15 protein-coding genes are annotated in these 20,118 nt (G+C 39.2%); 4 read left to right on the top strand and 11 right to left on the bottom strand.

The window, feature by feature from the left end; genetic code table 11:
• Nucleotides 1–70: 70 nt before the first annotated feature.
• From D7V32_RS14220 to D7V32_RS14170, 11 genes are all read right to left on the bottom strand, one after another.
• A complete protein-coding gene (locus D7V32_RS14220) occupies nt 71–859 on the bottom strand; it encodes an OmpA family protein (protein WP_407641552.1) in 789 nt (262 codons plus the stop codon).
• Nucleotide 860: 1 nt separating this feature from the next.
• Nucleotides 861–1,820 carry a type VI secretion system-associated protein TagF gene (gene tagF / locus D7V32_RS14215; RefSeq protein WP_120403500.1) on the bottom strand — a complete coding sequence of 320 codons (960 nt, stop codon included), beginning with the start codon at nt 1,818–1,820 and terminating at the stop codon, nt 861–863.
• A gap of 37 nt (nt 1,821–1,857) precedes the next feature.
• A complete protein-coding gene (gene tssM, locus D7V32_RS14210; protein WP_120403499.1) occupies nt 1,858–5,667 on the bottom strand; it encodes a type VI secretion system membrane subunit TssM in 3,810 nt (1,269 codons plus the stop codon).
• A gap of 24 nt (nt 5,668–5,691) precedes the next feature.
• Nucleotides 5,692–7,143: a hypothetical protein gene (locus D7V32_RS14205; RefSeq protein WP_120403498.1), complete on the bottom strand. Its 1,452-nt coding sequence runs from the start codon at nt 7,141–7,143 to the stop codon at nt 5,692–5,694.
• Entirely contained in the window at nt 7,140–8,132 is a 993-nt protein-coding gene (gene tssG / locus D7V32_RS14200) for a type VI secretion system baseplate subunit TssG (protein WP_120403497.1), read from the bottom strand. Before tssG ends, D7V32_RS14205 begins: the two co-directional genes overlap by 4 nt.
• Nucleotides 8,096–9,904, bottom strand: coding sequence for a type VI secretion system baseplate subunit TssF (gene tssF / locus D7V32_RS14195; protein ID WP_120403496.1), 1,809 nt, complete (start codon nt 9,902–9,904; stop codon nt 8,096–8,098). Before tssF ends, tssG begins: the two co-directional genes overlap by 37 nt.
• 11 nt (nt 9,905–9,915) lie before the next feature.
• The gene (gene tssE, locus D7V32_RS14190) at nt 9,916–10,392 is read right to left on the bottom strand and encodes a type VI secretion system baseplate subunit TssE (RefSeq protein WP_120403495.1); all 477 of its coding nucleotides are present in this window, start codon (nt 10,390–10,392) and stop codon (nt 9,916–9,918) included.
• 65 nt (nt 10,393–10,457) lie between these two features.
• Nucleotides 10,458–10,961, bottom strand: a complete 504-nt coding sequence (locus D7V32_RS14185; RefSeq protein WP_120403494.1) for an Hcp family type VI secretion system effector — start codon at nt 10,959–10,961, stop codon at nt 10,458–10,460.
• A gap of 50 nt (nt 10,962–11,011) precedes the next feature.
• The gene (tssC, locus tag D7V32_RS14180; RefSeq protein WP_120403493.1) at nt 11,012–12,493 is read right to left on the bottom strand and encodes a type VI secretion system contractile sheath large subunit; all 1,482 of its coding nucleotides are present in this window, start codon (nt 12,491–12,493) and stop codon (nt 11,012–11,014) included.
• Nucleotides 12,486–12,989, bottom strand: coding sequence for a type VI secretion system contractile sheath small subunit (gene tssB, locus D7V32_RS14175; RefSeq protein ID WP_120403492.1), 504 nt, complete (start codon nt 12,987–12,989; stop codon nt 12,486–12,488). Before tssB ends, tssC begins: the two co-directional genes overlap by 8 nt.
• A 21-nt stretch (nt 12,990–13,010) precedes the next feature.
• Nucleotides 13,011–13,691: a hypothetical protein gene (locus D7V32_RS14170; protein ID WP_120403491.1), complete on the bottom strand. Its 681-nt coding sequence runs from the start codon at nt 13,689–13,691 to the stop codon at nt 13,011–13,013.
• A gap of 382 nt (nt 13,692–14,073) precedes the next feature.
• Between D7V32_RS14170 and tssH the strand changes: the two genes are divergently transcribed.
• Genes tssH through icmH form a run of 4 tightly spaced genes read left to right on the top strand, consistent with a single transcriptional unit; the run spans nt 14,074 to nt 20,108 of the window.
• Nucleotides 14,074–16,749 (top strand): type VI secretion system ATPase TssH, encoded by a 2,676-nt coding sequence (tssH, locus tag D7V32_RS14165; RefSeq protein ID WP_120403490.1) that lies wholly within the window; start codon nt 14,074–14,076, stop codon nt 16,747–16,749.
• A gap of 51 nt (nt 16,750–16,800) precedes the next feature.
• A complete protein-coding gene (tssA, locus tag D7V32_RS14160) occupies nt 16,801–17,922 on the top strand; it encodes a type VI secretion system protein TssA (protein WP_120403489.1) in 1,122 nt (373 codons plus the stop codon).
• Between the two features lie 5 nt (nt 17,923–17,927).
• The gene (gene tssK, locus D7V32_RS14155; protein ID WP_120403488.1) at nt 17,928–19,292 is read left to right on the top strand and encodes a type VI secretion system baseplate subunit TssK; all 1,365 of its coding nucleotides are present in this window, start codon (nt 17,928–17,930) and stop codon (nt 19,290–19,292) included.
• Between the two features lie 6 nt (nt 19,293–19,298).
• Nucleotides 19,299–20,108 carry a type IVB secretion system protein IcmH/DotU gene (icmH, locus tag D7V32_RS14150; RefSeq protein ID WP_120403487.1) on the top strand — a complete coding sequence of 270 codons (810 nt, stop codon included), beginning with the start codon at nt 19,299–19,301 and terminating at the stop codon, nt 20,106–20,108.
• The last annotated feature ends 10 nt before the right edge of the window (nt 20,109–20,118 follow it).

Genomic DNA, 20,118 nt, shown 5'->3' with positions numbered 1-20,118 from the left:
TGAGTATAGCAGTACAATGTAATGACATTGTACTGCTAGGTGCAAAGTTATGCTTGAAAAAGATGAAGAATTACAAGACTTCAAATTCAATACGACGGTTTTTCTTACGTCCTTCGGGTGTTGTATTGTCCGCAACAGGTTTATTTGAACCTAAACCTTCAATACTCATGCGGTCTGCAGAGATACTTTTACTGACCAAATAACTTTTCACCGCTGCAGCCCGTTCTTGGCTCAAATTTAAGTTCTTCGCTGCATCGCCAGAGCTGTCAGTATGACCAATAATTTTTACTTTCTTAGCGCCTACTTTATTTAATGCAATAGACATTTCATTTAAAATATGAATGCCTGAAGGGGCCAGTACAGCACTCCCCGATTCAAATTCGATAATTCTATTTTTTAACGCAGCATCAATAATGTGCTGTTCTGCCGCATTTACACTCAAATTTGCATTTACTTTATACGCAGGAACTAAAGTCTGTAAACGTGCTGACATTGGCTGTATGTCATCTGCATTTGTTACTTTGCCGGTCAAGTCCAGCTGTGTACCGCGTATAGTCAGTTTGCCTTGTCTCACTTTTTTTAGATCATCTGTAATGGCATTACTTACAGTACTGCTCCAGCCAGCGGGCGCTGTGACCATACGCACTTGTATTTTATCCACGACATTTTCACGGCCATAAGAAGCATACATTTTATTTAAAATTTCTTGTTTTGCGGCTGCATTAGGTACAGCCCCTTCAATGATAATAGGCTCTTGTGCCCACAGCGGGCAGCTTATGCTTAGCAGCAATGCTGGCAGACACGTTTTTTTTGTATTTTTTAGCACTATATGCATGCTGGATATTAATTTATTTTTCATTTTAAACTTCTATAAATGTCTGTTTAAACAATTTAAATGCTTGCATCAAGCTGATTTGGCGTTCACACAATGCTTGTTCTAAGGCTGCTAGCCCCGCATTTTCTGCCAAATATTCATGAACCCAATTGGCATCGATAAGAGATACCCAGTGTGCGCTATCTAAGTTGTGGTTAAATATATCGCTGAGAGCTTGTATATCAGCCCCTTGGAACCCCACCAGTAAAATAGGTTCTTCACTGTGAAGTACGCCAATCAGCAGCTCCGTATTTTGCTTGCTGAAAAAGCGGCTAATGAGATGGACCCAAAATGCGGCAATCTCATAGCAATAACTAATATTATGGATAGGTAAAACCAGAACCTTGGTCAGTTTTGATGTGCCATGCTTAATGACGGGCTGCAGCAGCAATCCTAAAGCAATAATACTGTGCACAAAATGTTCTAAAGGAATGCCTATAATTTTTGCAAACGAATACATCGTATGGTGTTCATAAAATGAAGCCGTTTCTTCAGTTCCAAATACCTGTATTTCATTATGCAATTTACTTAATTTATCTAGCAAAATTTCTGGATCACGTATTGACCGCATAATACGGTTCCGCTGATACAGGTCAATGAGCGTCTGTTTATAACGATAAGGCGCATATTGAATATTATCCAATGGATCATCAATTTCCAGTAAATGGCTCAGCACCATTGGAAACTGACGTCCGGAACTGTCTTCACTGCTAATGAGATTGGCCACCATGAAGCGCTTATCTTGCGGGCTGGCAATAAAAAAATCAAAAGAAGGCAGCTTGGCGTATTTCTCTGAAAATTGCTCAGATTGCATCGCTAATTCTAGAGATTCAGTAATCCACTGATCAATCAGCTGTATCAACGCATATTGCCCGCGGGTTTTTAAAAAATCGCCATGCGCAGGACATTTGCCATAATACAGCGGAATTGTTTTTACGTCATACATGCTGATCACTCCCTATCATCATGTGTGTATAGAAAAATCATGGCGCTATTCCTTGCTGAGCCAATTGCGGCGCTGCTGGCTTTACAGTGCTGATCGTTTCAGCTGAAACCACGCGAACAGCTTTATTTGTCACGACTTTATCGGTCAAGGTCATGCCGTTATAGCCTTTATTTGAACCAATGCCGCCAGAGCTGCCGCTAATTAACCGGAAATTCATTTTTACAAAAATTTTAGGATCTTCCTTGCTGCGCCAAAGCATTTCAAATGTATTGCCATTTTGTGTACGGCTTGCGCCTTCAATTAAACGGTTAATGCCATATTCACCGGGCTCATCGACAATTGTATAGCTCTTGCCTTCAGTATTTACCGCACTGATACGCGCACCAGGAATTGCGCCTTTATTTGGCCAGACAAAGTTCACCCATTGCTGAATGCCATTTTCAAAGACCATGCGCTGACCATCAATTTCAACGGTATAAGACAGCAGCTGCGGATTTTCTTGCGGGTAGAATTGGAAATTCGACTGACTGGCCGCTGCAGGTGTTTGATTCAGCTCACCTGTTGCAACGCCATTGCTAGGCGCAACATAGCTTTGGAAATCTGTACTGAATTGCGGATTTAAACTGATACCTAGATCCTTCCATGTCTTTGAGGCTAAGGTATAGCCGCGGCGAATTACAAATGGATCTAAATTTTCTTTTACAAATCGCGCAATACTGCCATTTTCACCAAAAATTTGGTTGATTTCATTACTGGTTGCCTGCACAGATCCTGCCGCATTAAATGGATATTTATTCGCCAAATTAGCTGTATATGGTTGATATGCCTGAATGGTCCATAGTTTATTAATTTCATCTTGTGCAGGTGTTATTAAGGTTTCAAAAGCCTGCGTCAATGGAACCATTAACAATTTTTGCAGCTGCTGATGATCCATTTCTTTAAGGCCAACCGCTATTTTTTCATCAACATATTTCTGCGTGCTGTTAAAGACTGAGTTTTGCTCATTAATTGTTTGCTTAACCAAAGCCATTGTGGCTGGACCTGCATCGCCAGAACTTTTTAAATCATTGAATTTGCTGCGGACTTGTCCAAAGATCTGCATATATTCATCTAATAATGATTTATTTTGCAAATCATCACGCTTACGTACCAGCTGGTAATACATGCTGAATTCTTTAGAGATCACACCTTGCGATAATACCGATGCATTCATTTGCGCAGTTTGAGCGTCATCACGGTTCAGTACTTTGCGTTTAAACCATGCGACAAAACCTTTTTGAGGCGCAGCCAGCTCGGCCTGTACAATGGGATTATCCCAGCTGGTTTCTTTAGCAATGCGGTCAATGAATACGCGTATTGGAGAGCTTTCAGGCTCAGCCAGCACATCCGTAATACGCATTTGCTGAGTTAAATCACTGGCTTTTGCATAATGCACAGCATTAATAAATTTACGCCATTCTGCAATATATTCCTGCTTATACAGTTCTGTCAGCTGTTTACGGATTTGTTCCGGGCTGCCGCTGAAGGTCAAATCATCTGATTGAGTCATATTTAACACCCAATCTTTTGAATCAGTCGGGCTATTTGCCGCTTGTTCAATGGCATCTTTTACGTAGCCGTTCCAAGCTTGATAACTAAAAATACCCGGCAATGCATATGAGCCGAGCATACTGCCATGTGCTGTTTCTGGGATAATTTGTTTTACCGTCAACGCGGGGAAGCGGACTGAACCGCGCATTTTAATTTCATTATAAACGCGGTCACGTGCAGGAATACCCGTACTGACGGCCATTAAAATTTGACGCGTTTGATCCACCAGCTGAGAATCTGATTCTAACTGCGGGAACAGCGGATCATTTGCTAAAGTCATGGCATATGAAAGCACCTGCTCTGCTTGTTGAATCATATCACCGCGGGGCATTTGGCCGCGGTTTGCATCCAGCCATGTGCGCCAGAAACGTGAAATTTGATCACTTAAATGACTCGACTCACGGTACTGCGCATTACTAAGCATTAAATATGCTTTCAGCGCATTGTATGCATCTTGCGGGTTACTGTCAGACGGCTCTAAATACGGCTGATTTGAGCGAACAGTCTGATTCAGCTTCACATTAATATGATTTTCTTTTAATGTCGCCTCATTGGTTTTTACACGCTGCAGATATTGGGTGATGTTTTGCTGTGACGGCTGTAATACCAATTGCTGAATACCTTTTAAATATTCTGCTTTGAGTTTTTCACGTATTTGATTGCCTTGATATAAGCCAAAACTATATTTGAGCGGACGGTCTTTATCAAAATGATCCAATTGCTGTAAATGCCCCTGTAAAATCAGCAAGGCATCAAAATGTGCAGATAAATCACCGCCAGAACGGCTTTCCATTTGTACGACTTTATCCATATCGGCTTGTACTTCAGCAATCAGCTGCTGATTATTGCGGTAAGACCATACCCAAAGGCTGAGTACAATGGCCACTGCAATTAAAGCGCCTAAAAAAGACATAAAGCGTTTACGCTTACGCAGCGGATTAATATGCTGCTTTACCAAATTTTTGTCTTTTAAAATGACGTCCGAAAATAAGCCTTTTAAGAAATAGCCATGATCCTGTGAGATCGATTTCGTTGGAACACCAAAGTTACTGTTATCGCTGCGGATCAAGTGAAAATCATCCGCCAGCTGCTCAGTCATCGGGCTTTCAATAGTGCCTTCCTGTAAAGCGCTGGTAAAGTAGAATCCGCGGAATACTGGTTTAAACTGATATGGATTATCTTGAAATAAAGTCCCAATAAATGTTTTTAACACAGGCTTTAAAGTTTTAAACTCTAGCGGAAAAGTCATCACGCTTGGAGAAATATTTTGAGAATGGCGGCGGCTTAAATGTGTTGTGCTTACCCCCTTCAATCCGTCATAAAGCAGTCCATAATATTTTTCAAATAATGCTGTCGCATTTTCTGACGATTCTGGATCATATGGCAGCGTAGCGCCCCATACCTGATCAAATTCATTATGTTCATAGCATTCAAAAAACTCAGTAAATCCAGCAATTAAATCCATTTTAGAAAACACGACATATACTGGCGTAAATACTTCTAAGCGTTCTGTAATGTCTTGAACCCGGGCACGTAAATTTTTTGCCAATTTAATTGATTTTTCAGGACTTTGGCTGACGAGTTCAGCAACGCTGACGATCACAATCAGGCCATTTACTGGCGCTTTTGAACGGTTCTTTTTCAGCAAGCCTAAAAAGCCCAGCCATTCATTATGGTCTTCTGCATATACAGAATAACGTCCCGCCGTATCAAGCAAAACGCCTTCAGTTGAAAAAAACCAATCACAGTTTCGCGTTCCGCTTAATCCTGAAGACACCATTTTCTGGTGGGTTTCTTCAAACGGAAAACGTAATCCTGAGTTGTAAATCGCTGAACTCTTGCCTGCTGCAGGATTACCGATCACCATATACCACGGCAGCTCATATAAGGCCGCATTGCCGCTTTTATCACCTAATTTAGATTTACGGATCAGCTGAATCGAATCTTTCATTTGCTGATTAATCAGCTGTAATTCTTCCTTATCTTTTTGTTTGCCATATTCTGCTTCTGTATCGCGGCTTATCGCCTCAGCCAGCTCTTCACCCTGTTGGCTTCTTTTTCTATATTGCACAAGTTCATAAATCCCCCAAATAATCATGCCGACGACATAAATGCCAGCAAGCGTATAAAAGGTTTTTGGCGGCACTGAATTGTACATAGCCACAAGCGCTACAAAAAAAGATAGCGCCATCATTGCCTTAGGGTTTGTTACATACTGCCAAACATATCCTAACAAGGTGTAAAATACTGTATTCACAAGCGTCTCAACATTTATTATTTTTTAAATTTTTACGATGTTTTCTTCAGCATCTTCTAAGTCCAATGTGCTTAAAAATGCATAAGAATTACTTAATTCTGTACTGTAAATCATACTGGTTACATCTTCTGGAAGATGAATGCCCAACATAAAACCAAATACTTGCGCCAAATTCTGCGTATGACCTGCATTTTGTTTTGTAAATAAAAAATGATGCATTTCAATGGCTGTAGCTGCAAATGCCTGCTGCAGCTTTTTAGATACTTTAATATCTGCAGCATCATCTAAAACCAGTAAAAAAGGCTCATCTTCTTTAAATTGGTCTAGCTCATTTAACCGATTTAATTGCATAAATTCAGGCAGCTGAGGCTCATTTAACGCGCACTTTAAAGTTCTTTGCGGTTCGAGGTTCTCAACATGGGTATTCAAATTTGCAGTACACCAGCTGGATGCGTATTCCGCTGCAATATATTGCTCATTTAGCCAAAAACGCTCATCTAAACATTCTTGATCAATTTCAGAATCGGCACTGATCCATAAATGAACTTCTGAATCGTGATTTGACGTATTTTTTAACAGCTGCATCCAATCTTGATATGCATTTTGTTTACTTAAAAAGTGATGTTCAGCCTGCAGTTGCTGAGGTAAAACAGCATAAAGCGCCATGAGGCCATCTAAAATAAATTGACTGCTGCTATCCGTCCATTGATGAACTAAATTATCTGCCAGCACAAAATGAATGACCAGACGATCTAAACGCGGCACTGTTTCTGCGGCCAGTTCTTCAGCTGCGTTTTCTTCTGCATTGGGATCAATCCAGCGCGGGTGCATACGGTATTGATAAGCCAGTTCCGTGTCATAAAACATAGCCGATTTTTTTAGATGTTCTGCAATCGTTGCCAAACTTAAACTATGCTGTTCCAGCTGCTGCTGAATAAGCGCATGAATACGTTTCTCACGGATACTCAGCATAGGCGTATCTATATTTTCATCGTCTAAATCCGCATTTTCAACCAGCTCATCCAGCTCTGAAATCCGGTAAGATAAAATTGGCAAACCATATTGATTCAATAACTTCTGATCTAGCTGAGGGCTTTTAAAGTTTTTAATATTTTCAATAATCTGCTCATTTTCACCAAAATGATGAACAGCAGCAGCGCTAAAAATATTTAATTTAAATTGCTCACTAGGCGCTGGTTTAGGCCTGTTTAATTCAACTTGATCAGCATTCTGCTGTTCTTTGAACGCTTCTTCTGCTTTTCGCTGTTCTTGCTTTTTTTCTTTATAAGCCTTTACAGCTTTAACTATAAACACTGGAGACAGCAAAACTGCTGTTAACAGCAAAGGGATAAGAAGAAAATATTGAATCAGATTTAAACCAGTAGGATCATAAGCCGTGTCTCGCCAATAATAAATAACACACCCGCTAACGATGACGGCTAAACCAATAAAAGTACTGATGACCAGCTTAATCATTGCTGTCTCCCAATTAATGCATAGCAGGTTTCAGTATTATCCTGCCGCTGCAGAGGCATCAGAAAAGCGCCTTTAGACAATCCTGCAGGATTGTCCGAGCCAAGTCTGACGGCTTGCTGTTCTTGTTGTTTTAATTTCAAACGAATATCCACTTGAAGTGTTGGACTGCACCATGACTCTAGTAAGCGTTTTAACTTGCTGCTCAACGTTTGATTGGGTAAAAATTGTAAATATTCTTTATGGCTAAGCGGGCCAATTTCGATTTCAATTTTTTCATCAATTTGAGAAACGGTTTCACCGCAAAATGTATTCAATCCCAATAGACTAGGCTGTTTGCCGCCAAGACAGGTTTTTTGTTCTGCTTCTAATTTAAACTTTTCAGGCAAAAATTCAGCAATAGAAAAATCGAAGCCAAAGATACAGCGCAGCATCGTTTTCAAGGCATATACATTATTGCTCTGCCCCTGCATCAATCCAGAAAATTCTGCAAAATAATCATCTAAATCAGGCTGCTTATGCTGATCACGCACATAGCCATTTAAGGCATGAATAATATTTAAATAACTGTTTTCATTTTCAATTTCATAACGTATTGGCAAATGATAATTAATGCTGGCATCAACATATTGCGAAGTCAGCTTATGGTTAAATAAGGTTAAAAATTTCAGCGTTTCATCGCGCTGCTGCCGCCCGCTCAACTTAATTTTATTTGTATAGCTGTACGGCAATGCCCCTTGCATTCCCGTTAAACCCACAATTAAATTTGTAAGCTGAATCTGCTGATCTTTCAGCTCTAAAGATTCAATTTCATTTAGCGGAAAATTGAGATTTAACGAGCTGCTGAAATTAAAATCACTGGCCCAATGCCGTTCGGCACTGATAAATTCATGGCGCAATAACCGTACAGCTTGAACAAATTCAAAACTCTTGGGGTTATTAAATAACCCTTGAATTACAGAAGCTTCTTGCCACCAACGTTCTGAACGCATTGGTATAGCTCCTGCTGAGTTTGCATATCGTAAATTTCGACATCGGCAAAACTGTTCATATTGACTTTTAAATTTACAATCTGAGTCAGAATTTGACTAAAGACGTAAATGCTGAAGCCTCGAAATACTTCGCTGTCTATGCCAACTCTCATCTTGAGGCCTCGGGCAAAAAGAGGAAAAGGTTTGGCATTCACTAACTTTTGAGTCAAAGAAAATTCAATTGCTTTTAAAGAATTAATAATAATTTGATTTTCTTTAGATTTTGGAAGGTTATAAAGTTCTAAAAGCTCTTTAAAATGAGCCAGAGCATCCCCTTTCATTAAAGACATATTATTTAAAGAAAGATGGGAAATAATGCGCCATTTTTCATGTTTATGCTGTTCAAAATAATATGGCATTGTTGGCCTTCTGAGCATGAGTGCGCGGCGGGCAAGACTATGATCATTCAGGCTTAATATATTCTGATCTTTGTTATAGCTTTCATGCGGTAAATCACGGTTAGAACACAGCAGTTCTGTACTGATAAAATCAGATTGTGTGCTTGCGGGTGACAGTGATTTCGAGACAATACTATATGTCAAGCTATACTCTGCAGGCTTTGCAGATGCGGTATTCAGACTATAAAAAAACTGATTATTTTCATGCTGATAATGGCTCATTGCAAAGAAAGGCAATATTGTATGCCTTACTTCTTCCTGTGAACTTTTTTCACGCACCATCTGCATACGTTCAATGGAGTAAACTTGATAATACTCAGGATGATGGGAATCGGTAATTAATGGATATTCCATTCTCTTATGATTGATCTTTTGCGGCTCGGCCTGTTTATTAAATAAATTCACCACAGGCGCAGAAAACAGTTTGAAATTAGCAGCGCTTAACTCTGAGTAATTTCGTATTGATACTTGATCATTCAAATTAAGTTTAAAATGAATCTGCACTTCAAAATGGTTTTGCTGCGGGTTAATTTGTGTTAAAAAATTTAAATCTAAATGAAGAAAGTTAAATTTTTCTGCAAAACAAAAATATTCCATCAACAGCCGGTAAGCTTGATGCGTATGCAAGTCAACTGGCAATAGGCTTTGATACTCTTCTAGCCCCATGATTTCAAATGGATTTTCAATATCAAAGACAGCATTTCCAGCTTTTATTGAAAAACCTGTTCCTTTTTTAAAGATGCTGTCCAATACGTGCAATGGAAAATTTGAAATTGCATCTAAATAAATCGGCAACTTTTGCTGTGCAAGCTTTAGGTGAGTTTGATTAAAAACAGTAAAACACAAACACAATGTCGCATTGTGATCTACATGCATTTGCGCCGTTGGATGGGTTTTGAATTGCAGCGCTTCTAATGAAATAGGCAATAGCGCCGTATTTTGCGTTGTACGATATTCGCATTGTACACCGCGAATGCTTTTAGCTTTTAAAATAGATGCGCTCGGAATTTCATGTATATCCGTTAAAGCTTTAATTTTATTAATATCTTCAAATGAAACAATTGAACATGCTGGAAATGGTTTCAGATATTGAGGAAACATAACCTCAAATAATGCATGGGTAAATACGTCATAGCTGTCGGCGAGTTTTTTATCAATACGGGCAGCAACTAATGAAAATGCCTGAATTAAACGCTCAATATGAGGGTCGTCAATTTGCTCTTGATTTAGAGACAAGCGCTGAGCAATTTTAGGATACTTATTTGCAAAATCACGAGATTGCTGGGCAAATTCCTGCAATTGCTTTTCGTAATATGGAAGCAGTTCTTCAATCACGGTGAACCTGCTTATGATCTAGATGAAATAACATATTGTTGTGTTGTCGGTTTAAGTAGTGCATCAAAAATGACAGGTTCATATAGTGGATGAATATTTAAAAAAGCTTGAATACTGAGGCAAAGCGCCCCCATGTTATTTTCTTCCATCAACATTTCTACACAGATCTGTTTTAAGCGCGGCTCATGCGCTGCAATAGACTGAGCAATAGACTGGCAAATTTTGTCACGGTCCGATGGATTTGCAGTAGACAGTCCAACAAAATCAATAATGCCAAATTGCAAAATTGATTTTTTTGCTAATGGAAAATCATCAATTGATTCTTTTAAATTTGCGATTCGGCTATTCAATAAATCCTCTAAATCAGCAGCAACAGAGTCCCGCAGCTCCTGTAAAGAAAGCCCCTGCTGCAATTGATCCTGAATGGGCAGCATACGGTCGAATAATGTTGTTCGAAATCCAAAAGGATACAGTTGATCTAAATTCATATTCTTCTTATTCAATAAAATAGAATAGAGGCCAGCTGATGCCAGCCTCTATTCTTTTGAAAAATTTAAGCGGCGTAAGAAGCCGTATTATTAGAAAGTGACCATTTCTTCGTCACAGCGCCTTTTTGCGTGCCGTTAATATCTTGCTGAGTATATGTCCACTCTACAGCAGCGTATTTCAAGCCAAATGCTTCATGCGGCACACCTTCATCGCTTACGCTCGGCGTAACGCTAGAAATCAATACATGCTTAAGCTTAATTTGAAGATATTTAATACGCTTATCGCCATTAGCACGGTAAAAGTCGATTTGAACTTCATCAAAAGTATGACCAGCAGAACATGCTTCCCAAAGTTTAGGGCTTGTTGCATCCAAATCTTTAACAAAGATCATATCTGCATGTTCTACACGTTCAGCAGTATGGCCGCCAACGCTTGAAGATGTTGCAGATTTTGGCTGACGAATATTATGTGACCAAGAGTTCACCTCAAGCCAGCTTTTATGCTCTGTATCACGAGATTCGCCATCTACTTTGTATTTTCCGCGAAACTGTACGTATATATCTTTCATTGTTGTAATTTTCCTATTATTAAAAGTTATTTTACTGCATCAATTCTGATTTAATTTGACGACTGAGGAAGCTCAGTAACGAGTCTCAAAGACACTGATAACTCATCCAGCTGGAAATGCGGTCTTAAAAAAACCACAGACTTGTAGTGCCCAGGCTCTGCTGGATTTTCTACAACTTTTACTGACGCTTCACGCAAAGGATACTGAGCTTTTGCTTCTTGCGAAGCGCCGTCATCCAGTAATACATATTGTGAAAGCCAGCTATTTAAAAAGGCTTCGACATTCCCTGCCGATGCAAAACTGCCAACTTTGTCACGCATCATGGCTTTTAAATAATGAGCAATACGCGATACCGCCATAATGTATTGAATTTGGCTAGAAAGAGCCGAGTTCGCATTTGCAGAATCATTATCGTACTTTTTAGGTTTTTGAGCAGATTGAGCACCGAAAAATGCTGCGTAATCTGTATTTTTACAATGCACTAAAGGTACAAAGCCTAAATCGCTTAATTCTTTTTCGCGGCGGTCTGTAATTGCAATTTCAGTTGGGCATTTAAATACAACTTCACCATCATGTGTTTTAAAAGTATGTACCGGCAAACCTTCAACCAAACCTCCGCCTTCAACACCGCGAATAGCCGCACACCAGCCATGATTGTCAAATGCATTGGTTAAACGTGTCGCAAATGCATATGCCGCATTCATCCATAAATATTCGTTATGATTTTCGCCAGAAACTTCTTCGACATAGTTAAAACCTTCAGTTGCCGTGCCCTCTTTCGGGTGATACGGCAAGCGGCCTAATACACGAGGCATGGTCAGGGCAACATAACGGGCATCATCACTTTCACGGAATGAGCGCCATTGCACATATTCGGCAGTTTCAAATATTTTTGATACATCACGAGGACGGTCGATATCTGTAAATGATTCAAGGCCAAACATTGCTGGATTTGCTGCAGAAATAAATGGGGCATGCGCAGCGGCAGCAACATGAGAAATTTGCTCTAATAAATATATGTCTGATGGCGTGCGGTCAAATTCAAAGTCGCCAATCAACGTTGCATATGGCGCACCGCCGAATGAACCATATTCTTCTTCATAAATCTTTTTAAACAGTGTGCTTTGATCAAAATCAGTGGCCCCCTGAAAATCTTTCACCAGCTCTTTTTTAGTGGTGTTCAGCATACGGATTTTAATTAAAGAATGTGAAGGTGTTTCTTGGCAGAAATAGTATAAGCCGCGCCATGTAGATTCAATTTTTTGAAATTCTTCATGATGCATAATTTGGCTGAGCTGCTGTGAAATTAAGGCATCAATTTCTGCTATACGTTTATCGATAGATAAAGTCATATTTTCAGAAACCGTAATGGTCCCAGCCATGACTTCTTTTGCCAGCGCGCCAATTAAGCTTTTAGCACGCACATGCTCTTGATCATTTCGCGCAATACGGCTTTGCTCGACAATCGAATCTAATAAAGAATATTCCAGTACATCTTCTGATGTATTTTGCGCAGTATTCAAATTATTCATGTTCTGCCTCCGCACTCAATTTGCGTACTTGATCTGTATTTTGTAAAACGTCGTCTAATAGATCTTCTAAACGTTCGCTATTGGAAATTTTATTGCGTAAATCTGTTAGACGTTCGCGGGCTGCGACCAATTTACGCAAAGGATCAACCTGCTGAACAACATGTTCTGGAGTAAAATCAGCCATACTATTGAATGTTAAATCAATATTTATTTTACCGGCGTCTTCGGTCAGCGTATTGTCCACTTGAAACTTTGCTCGCGGCGCTAAAGACTCCATGACCTCATCAATATTATCTAAATCAACATTGATAAATTTTTTATCTTTTAATTTAATTTTTTCCAGTTCTGACGCTGCAGAAAAGTCACCCAACACCCCCACTACAAAAGGCAGTTCTTTTACTTCACGGCCATCACCAACTTCGACGTCGTAGGTTAACTGTACGCGTGGAGGACGAATGCGCTGTAATTTTTTTTGTACGCTTTCACGTTTAGACATAGTGTTATTTCCTTTTAATTTTTATTTAAGAGCAGAAAAAGGTGAAAAACCAGATGCAGAGCTTGGTTTAGTTTGCACAGATTCTTTTTTGGCAGCTGGAGCAGGCTTTGCTGGGGCCTTGTGTGTTTTGACTGAGGCAGCAGATGATTTTTCTGAGGATTTTGTTTTTACTGATTGTTTAGACTTTTTCGTTTTTGCTTTACTGGCCGATTTTTCAGTATTGTCTTGAGCAGTTGTTTTTTCAATCGTTGGCTGCGCAAATTGAATTGTTTCACTTAATTTCTTTGCTGGTGCATAGGTTTTCTCAGATAAAGAACGCAATTCAGCTGTACGCATTTGATCCGCTGATTGTTGCGCAATCCCAATACCTGCTAAAAATGAAATATCAGTCAGTTCAGAGGTATTGATATTATGTAACTTCAAATCTTCAATTACTTGCAATGATTTTAAATTTTTACCGATCGCTTGATAACGCGCTGCAATCGCTGTTGAAATCTCTTGCTGCAGAACTGTATTTTTCTTATTGCTTTTATCACACAGCTGGCTATAGAGCTGCAGTAATTCTTGATCCGTCTCACCAATAGCAGCTGGATAATCTTTTAAGCAAGATTTTTTTAAGCTGCTGATTTGGTCATTTGCGGACGAGAACTGACTTAAGCCTGCTATAAGAGCAAACGATATAATAAGAGTATGCTTTTTCAAGACTGCCTCGTTGTATTCTTTATAATAAATTAATAATAATTTTCACATGAATCCCTACACGCACTGAATGCAATTAAAGATTCACTCTTTATGTTTATGAAATATGGTGGCGATTTAACAAAAAATGATCAGGTTTAGTCAAGTAATATTTTAAATAAATGATCTATTTTGATAGTAAATGTTCTTGCATTTTTTATTTTTATCAAAAAAATTCATTTTTTTTGTCTTTTTTTCTAAAAAATATGTACAATAACGCTCACATTTTGCCCTGCTCAATGTAAATTATTAATTAAAAACAATTAATTTAAGAATAGATAGAAAAATACAGCAACAGCTATTAGAAAACTCATTTGCTGATTGTTGAAATTTAACTGAGAACACTATGAATAGTTTAAAAATTTTGATCACTAAATTATCACCAGTTGCCAGAATTTGCCTCGAAAAATCTGCAAATAGCTGCATTAGTCAGCAAAATTATGAGATCGAGTTTGAACATTTTTTCTTAGAACTTCTCAAGAATGAACAAAATGATTTAGTCCTGCTGACCCAAAAATATAAAATATCAGCAGATGATTTGATTCAGGATTTGAACGAAAGCATCTCCCATTTGCCAAAAGGTAACAGCAGAACCCCTATTTTTGCGAAGAGCATTGTGCGCTTACTTGAGCAAGCTTGGCTCTTGGCTTCAGCAGATCAGAATCCAATGATTCGAAGCGGCCATCTTTTAACTGCTTTGCTGACAGCGCCAGATTTGTATCAAATTGCGGTTCGCGCATCTTCTTTATTTGAGCGCTTTCCAATTGACACAATGAAGCATCAATTTTTAGATATTTGCCGTAACAGTACAGAAAATTCGAATATTGAAATCAACCAGCCAGAAGCTGCCTCATCCGAGGCTGTACAGCACTCAGTAAAAACACCAGCCTTAGATCAGTATACGATTAACTTAACGGATAAAGCCATAAATGGCGGAATTGACCCCGTTATTGGCCGAGAATTTGAAATTCGTTTAATGCTTGATATTCTCATGCGCCGCCGTCAAAACAATCCGATTTTGACTGGTGAACCAGGTGTTGGAAAAACAGCTGTTGTAGAAGGCTTAGCGCTGAAAATTGCCGCGCAGCAAGTACCTGATGCTTTAAAAAATGTACAGCTGCATACTTTAGATATGGGGCTTTTACAGGCAGGTGCGAGTGTTAAAGGCGAATTTGAAAACCGCCTTAAACAAGTGATCAAAGAAGTACAAGCCTCAGCGCACCCAATCATTTTGTTTATTGATGAGGCCCACACTCTAATTGGCGCAGGCGGACAAGCAGGACAAAATGATGCTGCAAACCTGCTCAAACCAGCTTTGGCCCGCGGTGAACTTCGTACCATTGCGGCAACAACTTGGGCGGAATATAAGCAATATTTTGAAAAAGATGCAGCTTTAAGCCGCCGTTTTCAAGTGGTTAAAGTTGAAGAGCCGACGGAAGATGTTGCTATTGATATGCTTCGGGCGATGATCCCAGTAATGTCTGAACATTTTAACTTGCAAATTGATGATGAAGCCGTCGTTACCGCGGTGCATTCTTCACACCGCTATATCAGCAGCCGTCAGCTTCCAGATAAAGCAATTAGCGTATTGGATACGGCAGCAGCCCGTGTAGCACTGACGCAAAATGCACAGCCAGTTAAACTGGATCAGCTGCAGGCGAAGCTGCATAATTTGAATCTAGAATTCAATATTATTGAAAATGAACATAAAACACTGCCAATACATCATGAACGGCTAACAGCCCTGCGTGATGAAATTTCACAATTACAAGAAGAGGCTCAGGCTGTTCAAAAGCAGTGGCAGAAAGAGTTAAATTTAGTTAAAAAAATTCAGCACTTAGATCGTAATACAGCTGACTGTTCTCATATTAATACTGAAGAACAGCGAATTGAGCTTCGTAAGGATTTACAACTTTTGCAAGGCGCCTCCCCACTCGTCTATGAGCGTGTTAATGCACAGATGATAAATGAGATTATTTCCGATTGGACGGGTATTCCTGTTGGAAAAATGGTGAACGATGAAATTAAGCAAATTTTGAGTTTAGAAGATAGACTCGCTCAGCGGGTGATGGGGCAAGATGATGCTATGCATCAATTGGTAAAAGGCATAAAAACATCTAAAGCAAAATTAGAAGATCCGAATAAACCGCAAGGTGTATTTATGCTCGTTGGGCCAAGCGGTGTAGGTAAAACTGAAACTGCTCTAGCGCTTGCCAATGAGCTATATGGCGGAGAGTCGCATTTAATTACAATCAATATGTCGGAATATCAAGAAGCGCATACCGTTTCTTCTTTAAAAGGCGCTCCTCCTGGCTATGTGGGGTATGGACAAGGCGGTGTTTTAACTGAAGCTGTACGCCGTAATCCATACAGTGTCATATTGCTGGATGAAATTGAAAAGGCGCATCAAGATGTTCAGGAGCTTTTTTACCAAGTCTTTGATAAAGGCACTTTAGAAGATGGTGAAGGACGAATCATTGATTTTAAAAATACAACAATCTTACTGACTTCCAATGCGGGATCAAGTGCGATTATGCAAGCGTGTTTAAACACCCCATATGAAGAATGGCCAGATGCCGATGAAATGCTGGAGTTGCTTAAGCCTAGTTTATATAAGCAATTTAAACCCGCATTTTTAGGCCGTATGCGTATTGTTCCATATTTCCCGCTGCATGATGATATGCTGATTCGTATTATTCATCATAAATTAGGAAAAATTATTGCTCGCATAGAGAAGCAATATGCAGCTGCAGTCAAGTATACCGATGAATTGGCTGAACTTTTATTGAGCCGATGCACAGAAGTTGATAGCGGTGCACGTAATGTAGACAATATTTTAAATGCTACGATTTTACCTGCGCTTGCTACAGAAATGCTGGTTGCAATGAGTGATCAAAAACTTCCTTCTCTGATTGAAATTCAAGTTAAAAATGATGAGATTGTTTATTTGCTTGATCCTGCGCCAGTAAACAGAAAAACTAAAAAAACGGGCAATAAAAAAGTTAAAACTTCTGAGGTTTAAGCCATCAGCAGAACAATATAAATTGAAGAACAAAGAAATAAAGGTCTATATATGAGTTTAGAGCTCGATATTTTACTAAGCCCAATCAGTGAGGAGCACCCTTGCGGTGCTGACTACGCCTTTTCTAACGAGTTTCAGGCGATTAAAAAAGCCAAGACACAAGATGATACTTTATTAGAGCAAGGTGATTGGGTTTCTGAGCTAAAACAAGCAGACTGGTCATTTGTTGCATCGCAGTCAGTCATATTGCTGTCAGAAAAAACCAAAGATATTCGGGTTTATACTTGGCTGATGGAAGCATGGTCAAATTTATACGGTTTTGATGGCATCGCAAAAAGTTTAGAGCTGCTGCAGAAAAGTTTAGAGCTATATTGGCTGCAAATTTTTCCTGAAATTGAGGATGAAGATTTAGATCAGCGCCTTGGCTTACTGCAGGGATTTATTGGCCTTTTGCCAGTCGTGCTAAAAAAAGTTCCTATTGTGAACTCATCGCCGTATTTTAACTTAGCTGATTATGAATCATTTTTATATCAAGAAAATCAAAAGCGCAAACATCAGCAAGATGCCGAAGAAGATGTTTCTGCAGAAAATAACCTTGAAAATTTTGAGCGGGCATTAAGCAGCACATCTAAGCAGATACAGTATCAAAACTATCAGCAGTTTTTAGATATTCTCAGCAAATGGCAGCAGTTAAAAGAAACGTTGGATGAATTAATGGATTTAGATGCGCCTAGCTATTCTTCTATTGACAGCCAAATTGAAAATATTCAGATTAATCTTAAAAAAATATATAAAGCAGATACTTTCACTGTAGCAGCCTCATCCTCATCAGTAATATCTGCTGCAATAAATTCGGATTTAAGTTCAGAATATTCTCATATGCAGGAAAATCAAGTCATGCATGTTCAGCAGAACAGCGCAGAACAGCGCTTTCAGGCCCAGCCGCAAAATCATCTTGCTAACCGTGAACAAGCGATGCAGGTTCTACAGGATATTGCTGAATATTTTCAGTTAAATGAACCGCATAGCCCTGTTAGTTATATGCTGCAGAAGACCATAAAGTGGAGTCAAATGCCTTTGCACGAATGGCTGACTCATGTCATTAAAAATGAAAACCCGCTGGCAAATATTCAAGAAGTATTGGGCGTACAAAATGATACAAACGATTGGTAAAACTCATGTTTAAAGCAGAAAAAATATTATGGGGCGAAGGTTTGTTCTTGCGCCCGCAGCATTTTCAGTTACAAGATGCTTATCATGAACAGCGCTTGAATCACACGATACGTGCAACAGTGCCTTTTTCTTATGGAATACAGCATTTAGAATTTGATGAAACACGCCTTGGCACATATCAGCTGGCTTTAAATAAAATCGAAATGATTTGGCAAGACGGTGAAATTTATCATGCTCCTGCTCGAGATTTGCTGCCAGAACCTATACAGCTGGATGAACTCAATTTACGCGGTGAAATGCAGATTTATTTAGCCCTTCCAGTATTGCAGCCAAATAAGAAAAACGTCAGTTTTGATCAGCAAACCCAATCTAGCCGATACCATAGCAGTTTAACGGAAACGCATGATTTATTTACTGATGCTTCAAGTGCAGAAATTACATTATTGCAGCGCCGTGCTGAGTTGAAATTATTTGAACTATCACATGAACCAGCACAGCAGTTAGATGGCTATTTATATCTTCCCATTGGCCGGATTAAGCGTCAGAGTTCAGGAAATTTTATTCTTGATCTTCAGTTTATACCGCCAATTTTGCATATTCATGCATGTGATTCTTTATTGACATCTTTGAAGCGTACTCTTCAAGTCATTCAAGCTAAAATTAAAACCATTCAAGAGAACAACCGCGAAAATGCGCAAAAACTGATCGAATTTCGTTCTGGTGATATTGTCTCTTTTTGGCTGGTGAATGCTCTTAATACGGCACATGCAACCTTAAACCATTTATTACAATATCCGCATATTCACCCAGAACGTTTATATTTTGAATTGCTTCGTTTAACGGGGTCACTGCTGACCTTTTCCACTGCTTATGAAATAGATCAGCTGCCGCAATATAAGCACCATAACTTACGAGAATGCTTCGATCAGCTGGATTTGATTTTACGCGACTTGCTCGACACCATTATTTCTAACCGCTATATCAGTATCGCCCTGAAAGAAACACGGCCATCCTATTGGCTCGGCAGTTTGGAGTCCGATAAAATTACCCGTGATACCCGTATGTATCTGGCTGTTTCGAGCGGAACTATGCCTGCGCATGACATTATTTCTTATGTGCCGTTAAGGTTCAAAGTCGGCAGCACAGTTGATGTTGAACAGCGCGTGATGGCTGCTTTGCCAGCCGTTAATTTACAGCATTTAATGCAAGTGCCTACGGCTATTCCTGTTCGATCTGGTGTTACTTATTTTGAAGTGGAACCAAATGGCGAACTTTATCAGCGCATGCTGGAGTCTGAGTCTATCTGTATTTACATCCCAGCTGGATTCCAAGATATTTCTATCGAACTTATTGCTGTAATGAATGGATAAGGCAAAATGAATATAAAAACAAACGCCCCCTCACTTTTTGAAGATCATGCAATCGGTACAAGTTATGTCCCGACTCAAAATGATGTAAAAACGAATGTGCAATCAGCCAATATGATTGATCTACTGCATGATGGTTTTTACATTGTATTCTTGCTGAAAAACCAATATGTACCGTCAAATCCTGAGCAATTTAGAGAAAAAATTATAGATCTTTTAAATCGCTTTGATCAGCAGGCGCGTAAGCTGCAATTTAACGCCGACGATATTCAAGACGCTAAATATGCATATTGCGCCTTACTTGATGAAACAATCGTCACACAGCAGGATCCGCGTTTTTTTGATTTGCAAAATAATTGGATGCTGAACCCGCTGCAGCTGATGCTTTTTGGATCTCAATTAGCCGGTTACCGGTTTTTTGAAAAACTTGAAGAAATCCGCAGCAAGGGTAAAGAACGCCTGCCGGCTTTAGAGGTCTATCATTACTGCATGCTTTTAGGCTTTCATGGCAAATACCGTATAGAATCAATCGAAAACTTAAATAGTTTAGTCTCTCGTGTCGGGGATGAAATTGATTATTTAAAAGGTAAAAAAGCTGCATTTTCCCCCTTTTCTGCTCTTCCAGATCAAATTAAACACATCATTCACCGCGAATTGCCATTCATGTGGATTTTAATTTTATTCATGCTATTTGCAGTTTTAGCTTTTGGCGGTTTGTATTATATGTTGGAAAAACAGCAAAATACTTCACTTGCACAATATCAGAATATTATTACTGCACCAGCTGAACAGGCCTATATTACTATTCATTTACCATAAGAAAAATTAG

The organism is Acinetobacter tianfuensis, from assembly GCF_003611465.1.
Taxonomy (GTDB): domain Bacteria; phylum Pseudomonadota; class Gammaproteobacteria; order Pseudomonadales; family Moraxellaceae; genus Acinetobacter; species Acinetobacter tianfuensis.
The sequence above is the reverse complement of the archived record's forward strand: the minus strand, read 5'-3'. Positions and strand labels throughout refer to the sequence as shown.

Excerpts from the sequence above, each read along its gene's own strand:
- tssA (WP_120403489.1), top strand. The coding sequence starts at position 16,801 with ATGAGTTTAGAGCTCGATATTTTACTAAGCCCAATCAGTGAGGAGCAC.
- tssK (WP_120403488.1), top strand. The coding sequence starts at position 17,928 with ATGTTTAAAGCAGAAAAAATATTATGGGGCGAAGGTTTGTTCTTGCGC.
- D7V32_RS14205 (WP_120403498.1), bottom strand. The coding sequence starts at position 7,143 with ATGATTAAGCTGGTCATCAGTACTTTTATTGGTTTAGCCGTCATCGTT.
- tssE (WP_120403495.1), bottom strand. The coding sequence starts at position 10,392 with ATGAATTTAGATCAACTGTATCCTTTTGGATTTCGAACAACATTATTC.
- D7V32_RS14185 (WP_120403494.1), bottom strand. The coding sequence starts at position 10,961 with ATGAAAGATATATACGTACAGTTTCGCGGAAAATACAAAGTAGATGGC.
- tssG (WP_120403497.1), bottom strand. The coding sequence starts at position 8,132 with ATGCGTTCAGAACGTTGGTGGCAAGAAGCTTCTGTAATTCAAGGGTTA.
- tssH (WP_120403490.1), top strand. The coding sequence starts at position 14,074 with ATGAATAGTTTAAAAATTTTGATCACTAAATTATCACCAGTTGCCAGA.
- D7V32_RS14220 (WP_407641552.1), bottom strand. The coding sequence starts at position 859 with ATGAAAAATAAATTAATATCCAGCATGCATATAGTGCTAAAAAATACA.
- icmH (WP_120403487.1), top strand. The coding sequence starts at position 19,299 with ATGAATATAAAAACAAACGCCCCCTCACTTTTTGAAGATCATGCAATC.
- tagF (WP_120403500.1), bottom strand. The coding sequence starts at position 1,820 with ATGTATGACGTAAAAACAATTCCGCTGTATTATGGCAAATGTCCTGCG.
- tssB (WP_120403492.1), bottom strand. The coding sequence starts at position 12,989 with ATGTCTAAACGTGAAAGCGTACAAAAAAAATTACAGCGCATTCGTCCT.
- tssC (WP_120403493.1), bottom strand. The coding sequence starts at position 12,493 with ATGAATAATTTGAATACTGCGCAAAATACATCAGAAGATGTACTGGAA.